Raw genomic sequence first — 10,736 nt, forward strand, 5'->3', positions numbered from 1 at the left:
CCGAAGCCCTCACCGCATAACCTTCAACCAGGATCACGCGGCATCACTGTCCGTACACCACCACCGTGGGCATGACCCAGGTGGTGAAACGTTATCTGAGTGCTTCACGGGTCGCGGAAATCCTTGACTTGACCGCCACGCGGGTGTACCAGCTTCGACAGTCGGACCCTGACTTCCCGCCCCCGGCGATCGAACTCGAAGAGGCACGGCGAGGCAGTAGACAGGGCTGGCGCGAAGAGGACATCCGTGCCTACGGCGACCGTCGCCAGGCGCGTCGCAGGCCCTGACGGGCATCACACGGTGGGTCCCTGATCCGTTCGGGCGGCCCGAGGTGTCGGGCGGGTCAGGCGTCGTCCAGGCCGGGCGGGCGGTGGTCCTGCGCGGCAGATGCTGCCGTGGCGGCGGCAGCCACCGGCATCGCCACGCCGACGGGCACCGCGACGAAGGAACGAGGCGGACCCTGCCCTATCCGCCATCAGCGGGGCGGGGGATCAGCGGGGCGATCAGTTCCCACTCGCGGTCGCAGAGATCTGTGGGACACCCTCTGGTCGCAGGTCGGCCTCGATGCCGCGCTCACATGCAACTCGAACAGAACGTGCAACTCCTTCGAATCCGGAGGAAGCAGTCTTGGTCGTGGAGAATCCACCGCTTCCGAGAGTTCCGAGGAGTGCAGGGATGGGATGTCATCGTAGACCCGCCAACCGCCGCGCCGGCGTCAGGGCGGCCGGTCTCACCGTGGCGGTCGGCGCCACCGTGGCGGTCGGCCTCACCCCCGCGGCGAACGCCGCAGCACCGCCGGCGGCTCCGACCGGAACCGGTTCGGTCACGGTGTCGATTCTCGAACCGGTGGCCGTCAGCGGCACCGTGAACACGACCGTCACCTGCACGACCGGCCATGTGTACCAGGCATCCGTCACCAGCGTGCCGATCGAGGGTGACGTGCTGTCGTTCACCGTCCGGGCCCCCGGCTACCACGGGCCGGGGACCTACCCCGCTGTCGTCACCGGGCAGCTGACCGAGGCCGACGGCACCGTCATCACCCTGCCCGTCGGGCCGGTGCCGACCACTGTCACCACCGGCGGCGGCTCCTTCACCGTCGCCGGGCAGACCCCCGGCGGCACCACGATCGACGGCTCGGTCGCCTGGGCGTGCTCGCCGTGAGCAGATCGCGGCTGCGGCGTGGCTGGTCGCTGAGCCTGATGGCGATCACGGCGACCGTCCTGGCCATGCCGGCGCTGGCCAGCGCGGCGACGCCGACGTTGACCACACCCGCCTGCGCGTGGCGGTTGGAGACCACACCCTCCACCACCAACGTGGCCTTCCCGGACAGCGACGCCACCTACTGGACGACCCCGTTCACCGTGCAGGACGGCCTACAGGTCACCGTCTCGGGTACGTATGCCGACGCGCGCTACACCTCTCTGACGGTCTATGACAGCAACCGGTCGCCCTTCATGACCGCCGGCGTCAGCTCCGGCCTGCCGGACTACCTGACAGCACCGGATGCGGGCAGCATCAATCCCTGGCAACAGACCGCCGGGCCCGGCGGACACTTCACCGTCACCCTGAGCCAGAACGCGGCGACCGGTGAGACCAACACCGTGCCTCTCGCCCCCGCCGGCACTCCGTCCGGCCGGACCGGGTACCTCATCTACCGCGTCTATCTGCCGGCCGACGCCAACCCGTCCAGCATTGCCCTGCCGACCCTGACATTCGCCCAGGACGGCACGTCGGTCACCCCGCCCGTCTGCGCTTCCACCCCGTCGTCCGACCCGCCCACCGCCACCGCCACCGCCACCGCGGCGACGGCGACGGCGACGGCGACGAGCGCAGCGGACTCTGCGGCACCCCAGTTCGCCCGCGGTTCCTCCGGCACCGGCGGACTGTTTCCCAATCCGGACAACGCCTACCTGTCGGCGGAGCTGACCCCACCCACCGGCACCACGGTTCTCGTCATCCGCGGGAAGGCTCCGCGAACACCGCAGTCCAACGACCCGATGCCGTGGCCCTCCGCCACCTCGGACATCCGCTACTGGTCGGTGTGCGACAACCTGGCCGTCCCGCCGCTGCCCGTCGTCGTCAACACCCTGCCCGACGGCAGCCTGGACTACGGCTGCCGAGCCGACTACCAGACCAGGCTCGACTCGACCGGTTACTACACGTTCGTGGTCGGTACCGAGGCGCAGCGCTCGGCGATCGAGACCATCCCAGGAGCCACGTTCGTACCGTTCTCCGACGCCGACCCGACCGCCCAGCACATCCTGCTGTTTCGTAACCTTCTCGGCGGCGGGTTCGACGAGTCGGTCCAGAACGTGCCATCCGACGCCAGACCGGCCTCGGCTGCGGCCGTCATGAAGGACTACTACCCGCGGTCAGCCCTCTGCTCGCTGACCGTCCTGTCCGCCGGCGGCCCGCAGGCATGTCTGCGCAGTTCCTGACCATCGGGGCAGCAGGCACACGAGCTCCGACCGGTGCCTGTCAAACGTCGGCACCGCGGGCGCCGTGGGCGCCGGCCGGGATGGTTACTCGACCACAGGGGTTGTCATGTTTTGTCGAGATCGACAGGTCTCCTGCCGTGAACTGCCAGCCGGGTCGGCTGCCGTACCCGACCTTCGTCGGTGGTGGCGGTCCTCGGTACCGATCACACTTGCGTTGATGATGCTTGTCCTGGCCGGCTGCGGGTCGTCGTCCACCGGCGTTCCGGCCGCCGCGTCCACGACTAGCGCCGGCACGCAGGCCATCCCGCCCGGCTCCTCGACCCAGACTCTCACCGTCGGCGGCGTCACCCGCACCTTCCACCTGTACCGCCCGGCGGCCATGGCCGGGCCGGCGCCGCTTGTCGTGATGCTGCACGGCGGCTACGGCAGCGGCGGCCAGGCCGAGAAGTCGTACGGCTGGGACAGCGAAGCCGACCGCGGGCACTTCCTCGTCGCCTACCCTGACGGCCTCACCAGGGCCTGGAACGTCGGCGGCGGTGGCTGTTGCGGCAAACCAGCCCGCGACAACGTCGACGACCTCGCCTTCCTCACCCGCATGGTCGCCACCCTCGAACACGAAACCCCGATCGATCCACGACGGGTGTACGCCACCGGGATCAGCAACGGCGGCATCATGGCCTACACGCTGGCCTGCAAAACCCAGATCTTCGCCGCCATCGGCCCCGACTCGGCCACCGAGCTGGCCGCCTGCCCGTCCCCCGCACCCCTCTCGGTCATCCACATCCACGGCACCGCCGACATCCGCATCCCCTACAACGGCGGACCAGGACACAACCGCGACGCGACCATCGACGGACCGGCCGTTCCCACCCTGAACGCCGCCTGGCTGCGCACCGACCACTGCGCGACGCCCACCATCACCACTGCCGGTGTGGTGACCACCTCCGAGGCGACCTGCGCCGACCACCGCGGCGTCGAGCTCATCACGATCGCCGGCGCCGGGCACCAGTGGCCCGGCGCGAAGCCGAACGTCGTCGTACAGAAGCTGCTGAACAGCGACCCGCCGTCCACCGCGCTCAACGCGACGCAGCTCATCTGGCGGTTCTTCAGCACCCATCCGAAGCCGTAGGGACGACCGGGAGTCCGTGTCTCGAACGTGCGCGGCACAGGATCGACGGTGTGTCCGCGGGTCGAGGAGACCAGCGGCGTCAGGCGGCGGTCTCGGCGGTGGCCGTGGGCTCGACGTGGGCGTCTGTGAGCTGGGCGTCCACCAGCCGGCGCACCTGCTCCGACGGCAGGACGCAGCGCACGGCCAGTTCGTAGACGCCGAGGCTGAACGTGGCCACGGCGGCGATGTCCCACCAGAAGGGAATGTCGCCGCGGCCGTCGAACTGGCCGAGCCAGGAGAACAGGGCGAGCCCGCCGAGCCAGGGCAGGATCCACGCCGCGGCCCGCCACTCCAGCGCGCCGCGATCCGCCCGCGGGCGGGTCGCCTGGTAGCCGCCGAACAGCGCGAGCCCGACCAGGATCGCGAGGAACAACCGCTGGTCGGTGCGCCACCCGGCCCAGTAGACGATGAGGTCGGCGGCGGCGAACGCGGCCGGGGCGAGCAGACGGGCCGCGGGCATCCGGTAGGGACGGGGCCGGTCGGGGTCGGCACGGCGCAGCGCGGTCAGACAGATCGGGGCGAACGCGTACATCACGAAGGTCGCTGAGCTGATCAGCATGACCAGGTTCTGCCAGCTCGGGAACGGCAGGAACATCAGCAGTCCGACGGCGGAGGCGAGCAGCACCGACACTGTCGGGGTGCCGCGCCGGTCGAGGATGTCCAGGCCGCCGGGCAGATAGCCGGTGCGGCCCAGCGAGTAGGACAGTCGCGACGAGGTGCCCAGGTAGATCAGTGCCGTGCCGCCCGGGGAGATCACCGCGTCGATGTAGAGCAGCACCGCGAGCCAGCCGAGGCCGAGGTTGGTGGCCAGGGTCGCGAACGGGCCGTAGTCGCCTGCCCCGATCGGATGGGTCCAGCCATGGGCGATGCGGCCCGGGTCGAGTGCGCCGAGGAACGCGACCTGGAGCATCAGATAGAGCGCCGTGCCCACCAGCGTCGCGAGGATGATGGCGCGGGGCAGGTGGCGGCGCGGGTCGCGGGCCTCCCCGCCGAGCTGGACGGCCTGTTCGAAGCCCTGCAGGGCGAAGACGACACCGGCGGGCAGCGCGGTGAACACGCCCCGCGCGCCGAAGGGCGCGAACCCGCCACCGGCGGTCAGGTTCCCGGTGCGAAACCGCGTCGTCATCAGCGCGATCACGGTGATGGTCGGAATCAGGAACTTCCACACCACGGTGACCGAGTTCGTCTGCGCCAGCCACCGCACGCCCAGCAGGTTGACCGTCGTGAACATCACCATGGCGGCGGCGGCCAGGGCGAGACCGGTGTGGGTGAGCGTGCCGTCGACCTGGACAAGGCCGGACCATCTGTTGTCGAGATAGGAAAGCGCCGCCTCGACTTCCACGGGCGCCAGGGCGACGGCCTGCAGCCACGCCATCCAGCCGGCGGTGAAGCCGCCGAGCGGGCCGAAGACCAGATGGCTGTACCGGGCCGTTCCGCCGGCGAGCGGGTAGGCGGCGCCCAGCTCCGCGTGTACGAGCGCGAGCACGGTGATGAGGATGCCGGCCAGCACCCAGGACACCAGGGCCGCGGGGCCGGCCGCCTGGGCCGCGGTCAGCGCGCCGAGCAGCCAGCCGGATCCGATGATCGAGCCGAGGGAGACAAAGGTGAGCCCGGCGAATCCGATGTCACGGCGAAACCCCCGTCTGCCTTCCGGATCGGGACTTTTTCCACCTGGCGTGACCTGTTCGGGCCGGGAACCCGGCGTTTCTCCCACCGATGTGTGCGATGCCATGCGCCGTCCTCACCGTGTCGAGCACCCGACCTTTCCCGGCTGGTCGCTGCCCTTCCCACCTGCGGCCGGGTGCACTCCCCGATCATCCGACGGAAGGCCCGAACGGCACGTTCAAGCGGGGCCGACACCGCCGCTCTCGCCGCGTTCCGGACGCGCACTGCGGTTGACCAGCTCCATACGATTCGGTCACCTTCGACGGCGAACGCCCTGGGCGGCATCACCTGGCTGTACAACGTCCGCCCGCAGCCATGGAAAACAGTTCGGAGTCGGTGAATGGGGAGTCTCCTCGGGCATCGGCGCGAAGACCTGCGTCTTCCTCAGTCCAAGTCCGCCGTGCGATACCGGGGGAACTGTGGAGCGGCAACGTCGGGAAGTGGCCTCGGCGGCGATGGTGCGGGATACAGCAGCCCCCGCACCATCGCCGTGTGGTCGGCGCGCGGGCGCTCGTCGTCGGCTCCCGATGTCGCCCCCCGGGGGCGGTGACCTCGTCACCTCGGGGGTCAAGAATGACGCCATGACCACCGCCCCGCGTGCCTTTCCCCTGGAACCCGCTCCGATCCAGGTGCCCGACAAGGTCCTTGATGACCTGCGGGCCCGTCTCGCGCTGACGCGTGCGCCGGTGGACGAGGGGAACGAGGACTGGTCCTACGGCGTCCCGGTGAGCTATCTGCGTGAGCTGGTCGCCTACTGGCAGCACGGCTACGACTGGCGCAGGGCCGAAGCCGCCCTCAACGCCTACGAGCACTACCAGGTGCACGTCGGCGGTGTCCCGGTGCACTTCCTGCGCAGACCCGGCCGCGGCCCCCGGCCGATTCCGCTGATCCTCACCCACGGCTGGCCGTGGACGTTCTGGCACTGGTCGAAGGTGATCGACCCGCTCGCCGATCCGGCCGCGTTCGGCGCCGACCCCGCCGACGCGTTCGACGTGATCGTGGCGTCCCTGCCCGGTTTCGGGTTCCCCGGCCCGCTCACCGGCTTTCCCGACGTCAACTTCTGGAAGGTCGCCGACCTCTGGCACACCCTGATGACCGACACCCTGGGCTACGAGAGGTACGCCGCCGGCGGCTGTGACATCGGCGCGCTCGTCACCAGCCAGCTCGGCCACAAGTACGCAGCCTCGCTGTACGGCATCCATATCGGCTCCGGGCTGCCGCTGGACTTCTTCACCGGCCCCCGCGCCTGGGACTTCGCCCGCAACCGGCCCCTGACCGACGACCAGCCCGCCGAGGTGCGCGCCCGCATCCTCGAGCAGGACCGCCGCTGGGCGTCGCATCTGGCCGTGCACTCCCTCGACGGCGCCACCGTGGCCCACGGCCTGGCCGACTCACCCGCCGGACTGCTCGCCTGGCTGCTGGAACGCTGGAACGCCTGGAGCGACAACGGCGGCGACCTCGAGTCCGTCTTCTCCCGGGACGACCTGCTCACCCACGCCACGATCTACTGGGTGAACAACGCCATCGCCACCTCGATGCGCTACTACGCCAACGCCACCCGTTATCCCTGGACCCCGTCACACGAGCGCACCCCGGTCGTGGAGGCCCCGGTCGGCCTCACCTTCGTCACCTACGAGAACCCGCCCGGCATCCACACCGCCCAGGAGCGGATCCGGGCGTTCACCACCGGCCCGCAGGCCGCCTGGTTCCACCACGTCAACGTCAACGCCCACGACCACGGCGGCCACTTCATCCCCTGGGAGAACCCCGACGCCTGGGTCGGTGACCTGCGCCGCACCTTCCGCGACCGCCGGCCCTGACCCGCATCCCGCAGCGTCCGGACGCGCGACGGCGAGCACGACCCCGCGACATCCCCACACCACCTGAGGGGAACCGCCGGCCGGGCCGAGCGTGGAGGCAGTCGGCCGTCAGGCCGAGACCCGACGGGGCTGGTAGCGCAGGGCGACGGCCCCCGAGCGGAACTCCTGGCGTTCCACGAGCGTCAGCTCGAGCCGTTGGGTTCGACCACCATGACCTGCACGGTCTGTTTGCGCAGGCACAGAAATCCTGTTGAGCAGGGAATCGGGCTGTGTTCGGGAATGCACCCGACCGGAGTCGCCGCAGCAACGGCAGCCTGTCATATGCATGACAGGCCGCGCCGGCCTGTCTCCGATGCGCGCGGGTCGGCGGGCCATCAATAATAGGTCGATGTCCACGGCTAGGGAGAACGAGTCGCAGCGGCTTGCTGCCGCGACCATCGCGGTGAGTCTTGCCCTGCTGGTGTCCACCAGCCTCCTCGTCGGCTCCAGTCATGTGGTACACGGGTCCTGGAACGCCGTGGCCCAGATGGCAGGTATTGTCATCGGCGCTGCCGGACTTTTCCTGCTTGGAATTCTCCTCACGCTGGTTCGTCGCCGGGCCAGCAACGCCTGACCCGCCTGCCACACGGCTTTGCACCCGGGGTTGCGCCCCGGGTGCACCCGCATGGGATGACATCCGATCGGTCGGGTTCCACCGCCAAGCACGTCGGGTCAGCAGCGTCGCAGGAGCCGGGTGCCGTTCGGCTGGTGTACAGGCCCACGAAGAGTCTGCGGGATCCTCCGCACGGGCATCCAGACCGGTACGGCGTGGCCTCACCGCGGACGGCGGCTGTGGTCGTGGGGTGGCCGGACACGAAGAGGTGGGCCGCCGTCATCGCGTAACGACCAGCGCAGGATTCGGGGGGCCTGGGGCAGCTCATGCTCGAGGAGCACGTCGGCGTGATCCACCGGCGCGGCGTGGGCCTGGTAGAGCTGCTGGCCAGGCAGGTGGCGCGCTTCGTAGGCCCTGCACGGTCACGGCCACAAGACAGACATCCGATGCGGAACGGGTGTCGGCGGGCGGGCGAGGTGGTCGGCTCCGTATCGATCCGTGCGGGTGGCGCGCGGCGATGGGCGCGACCCGCCTGGACCTAGGTGCAGGTACCGCGCTCAGCGGCGCCGAACACCGGGCCGGTAGACCCGCGGCGGCACGTAGACCCGCGGCGGGACATAGACCCGGGGCGGCACATAGACCGCCGTCGGCCCCGAGGTCGGTGGGGCGACGTAGCCGGGCGTGGTCCCGTAGACCACCCCTGGCCGGTACACCCGGGGAGGCGCGACGACGACGGCACCGGGCCGGACGACCCGGGCGCCGCCCAGGGGTCGCGCCTGCGCCGCGACCGCGGGCAGGAGCGCGAAAGCCGCGGCAGCGGCAAGGAACAGGGCGAACGTCGACAACATCCGTTTGAGGATCATGTTCTGCTTCCCGTCATCAGGTCACGGCTCGTACAGACACCGCTGGACACGGACGGTGGCCACTTCATCGCGACGATGTCACCCATAGTAGGGATTCACGCGCCGCCGGTTACAGCATGGGGCCCCGGCGGCCGGCCCGCCACCGGGGCCCGCTCTGGCGGGCTCTGGTCATCGGGTGACGAGGTGACGGATCTCGGCGTCCGGACCCGGGTAGTAGAACGTCACCTTGCCGGTGTCCGCCCAGCGCACCCGGAACGGCGGGTCGCCGGCGGGTGAGTGCACCTGGAGGATCTCCCCGTCCCGGTTGGGCTCCCCAGCGGCGTGCCGGTGGACGATGATCTGATCTCCGACCGTGGCCTGCCCGCGCCCCGGCGCGGCGCGGGCGACCCGCGTCGATGCGGTCGGCAGCGGCAGCCCGGCCTCGTGACGGGGGTGTCGCACCTCGGAACGGACGAGGGCGGCCACCTGTGGCAGCTCGGCCGGGGTCGCCTCGACGAGCAGGTCGTCCAGGGTGACGAGCCCGACGACACGCACACCGTCCATCAGCGGCAGCCGGCGGACCGAGTGCGCCGCGAAGGCCTGGACGACCTCGTCGCGGGCGGCCGTCACCGGCAGGGTGACGACCCCCATCGTCATCACGTCGTCGATGCGGCCGTCGGGGGGCACCCGCCGGGCGATGCCCCGCAGCACCAGGTCGCGGTCGGTGACGATGCCGACGAGGGTGTCGCCGTCCACGACGAGCAGCGAGCCGATCCCCGCCCGGTCCATCAGCCCCGCGGCGTCGGTAAGGCTCGTGTCCGGCGCCACGGTGACCGGCGCGTGATAGCCGAGCGTCATGTCTGCCTCCTGAGGTTCTCGACCGGGTGAAGGTTTCCGACCAGGGAGAAGCTCGCGGTCCACCCACCGCGGATCACCAGGTCACCGTCCTGCGTCCACCACCAGAGCCTCCTGCGGCCGGTCGACGGGTGACAGGGCTTCGGGCACCCCGTCGCCGGGCCGAACGGCCGCCTGCGCAGGACCGGACGGTCCGTTTCCGCCGGCGCGCGGTGCAGCCGACCGACGCGTCTTTTCCGTTTCTCCCGGCGTGATTTCGCCGGGGGTGTCGGGTCGACCGATGGATTCCCGTGACCCTCGAGACCTGGTGCGGTCGGAAAGCCGCGCGGGGCCGGGCGCGGCTTTCCCTGCGGGGCGGGGTGGTCGCGATCAGTGGTCGCGATCAGACGATGGTCACTCCGCCGGGGGCGTTGTGGCGGATGATGATGTCAGTGTTCTGTCCGGGGCGACCGCCGGTGTCGACCCACCAGATGGTGCAGCTGTCACCGACGGGCAGCGTGGCGGGGCAGTCGTTGTTGGGATAGACCCTGCTGTTCGGCGCCGGGGTGACCGAGTCGATGGCCAGCGGGTCCGTGCCCGTGCTGGTGACCCGGACCCCGGCGCAGTGGTTGCAGCCGCGCGGGGTGTCGCCGCCCGGCTCCCAGGAGATCCCCGGCCCGGTCTGTCCTGGCCCGGCGAGGCGGGTGGTCGCGGTCCGCTGGGTCGTGGCGCCGGTGTTGTCGGTCACGGTCAGGGTCACCTGGTGGGTGCCGGGATCGTGGTAGAGGTGGGTGGCGGTGGTGTCGGTGCCCGGTCCGACGAGGGTGCCGTCGCCGAAGTCGAAGGTGTAGGACGCCAGCGGGGCGGAGCCCGGAGCCGAGCCGGCCGCGTCCACCAGGGCCACGCTCGGGGCCGAACCCACGACCGGGATGACCGACAGCCGCGCGGTCGGGGGGATGTCGCGCTGCTGGCGGGCGGGGCCACCGAGGGCGTAGGCGAAGCCACTGCCGCCGACGACGGCGGTGACGGCGGCGGGGACGGCGATGCGGATCGGGGTGAAGCTGTCGGTGGTGGTCCCGTCGCCGAGCCCGCCGTTGTGGTTGCTGCCCCACGACCAGGCAGTGCCGTCGCGGCGCACCGCGTAGCCGGCGGCGTCCCCGGCGCCGATGGTGCTCACGTCATCGAGTCCGTCGACCTGCACCGGGGTGGAGCTGTCGGTGGTGGTGCCGTTGCCCAGCTGGCCGTGGTAGTTGGTGCCCCAGGCGCGCACGGTGCCGTCGCGGCGTAGCGCGTAGGCCGAGCTCCATCTGCCCGCGAGGGCAGTGACCTCGTCGAGTCCGCTGACCTGGACGGGGACGGCGCTGTCGGTGGTGGTGC

The 10,736-nt window shown here is 70.8% G+C and carries 9 protein-coding genes and 1 pseudogene; 5 read left to right on the forward strand and 5 right to left on the reverse strand.

From position 1 onward, the window contains the following. The first annotated feature begins 675 nt into the window (after positions 1-675). The 3 genes from ND747_RS23780 (at position 676) to ND747_RS23790 (ending at position 3,567) form a co-directional block, all read left to right on the forward strand. Complete coding sequence (locus ND747_RS23780; protein ID WP_251736410.1) at positions 676-1,161, forward strand: hypothetical protein; 486 nt, start codon at positions 676-678, stop codon at positions 1,159-1,161. Continuing rightward, complete coding sequence (locus tag ND747_RS23785) at positions 1,158-2,438, forward strand: hypothetical protein (RefSeq protein WP_251736411.1); 1,281 nt, start codon at positions 1,158-1,160, stop codon at positions 2,436-2,438. The genes ND747_RS23780 and ND747_RS23785 overlap by 4 nt, the downstream gene beginning before the upstream one ends. A 217-nt stretch (positions 2,439-2,655) precedes the next feature. Then, entirely contained in the window at positions 2,656-3,567 is a 912-nt protein-coding gene (locus ND747_RS23790) for a PHB depolymerase family esterase (RefSeq protein WP_251736412.1), read from the forward strand. A gap of 79 nt (positions 3,568-3,646) precedes the next feature. Here ND747_RS23790 and ND747_RS23795 read toward each other — a convergent pair whose 3' ends face one another. Beyond that, positions 3,647-5,338 (reverse strand): APC family permease, encoded by a 1,692-nt coding sequence (locus ND747_RS23795; RefSeq protein WP_251736413.1) that lies wholly within the window; start codon positions 5,336-5,338, stop codon positions 3,647-3,649. Between the two features lie 514 nt (positions 5,339-5,852). Between ND747_RS23795 and ND747_RS23800 the strand changes: the two genes are divergently transcribed. Next, positions 5,853-7,091: an epoxide hydrolase family protein gene (locus ND747_RS23800; protein ID WP_251736414.1), complete on the forward strand. Its 1,239-nt coding sequence runs from the start codon at positions 5,853-5,855 to the stop codon at positions 7,089-7,091. A gap of 108 nt (positions 7,092-7,199) precedes the next feature. On the opposite strand, the pseudogene ND747_RS30240 reads toward ND747_RS23800, so the two are convergent. Next, a pseudogene (locus ND747_RS30240) lies at positions 7,200-7,316 on the reverse strand (deaminase); the annotation flags it as partial. A gap of 163 nt (positions 7,317-7,479) precedes the next feature. On the opposite strand from ND747_RS30240, the gene ND747_RS23805 reads away from it, so the two are divergent. Then, the gene (locus tag ND747_RS23805) at positions 7,480-7,704 is read left to right on the forward strand and encodes a hypothetical protein (protein ID WP_251736415.1); all 225 of its coding nucleotides are present in this window, start codon (positions 7,480-7,482) and stop codon (positions 7,702-7,704) included. A 536-nt stretch (positions 7,705-8,240) separates the two neighbouring features. Here the strand turns inward: ND747_RS23805 and ND747_RS23810 are convergent. The 3 genes from ND747_RS23810 to ND747_RS23820 form a co-directional block, all read right to left on the reverse strand. Beyond that, positions 8,241-8,546 carry a hypothetical protein gene (locus ND747_RS23810; RefSeq protein WP_251736416.1) on the reverse strand — a complete coding sequence of 102 codons (306 nt, stop codon included), beginning with the start codon at positions 8,544-8,546 and terminating at the stop codon, positions 8,241-8,243. A gap of 168 nt (positions 8,547-8,714) precedes the next feature. After that, the gene (locus tag ND747_RS23815) at positions 8,715-9,383 is read right to left on the reverse strand and encodes a DUF1918 domain-containing protein (RefSeq protein WP_251736417.1); all 669 of its coding nucleotides are present in this window, start codon (positions 9,381-9,383) and stop codon (positions 8,715-8,717) included. A gap of 379 nt (positions 9,384-9,762) precedes the next feature. Further along, a partial coding sequence (locus ND747_RS23820) for a PKD domain-containing protein (RefSeq protein WP_251736418.1) occupies positions 9,763-10,736 on the reverse strand: 974 nt, incomplete at its 5' end.

Source organism: Frankia sp. R82 (genome assembly GCF_023716925.1).
Classification (GTDB): domain Bacteria; phylum Actinomycetota; class Actinomycetes; order Frankiales; family Frankiaceae; genus Frankia.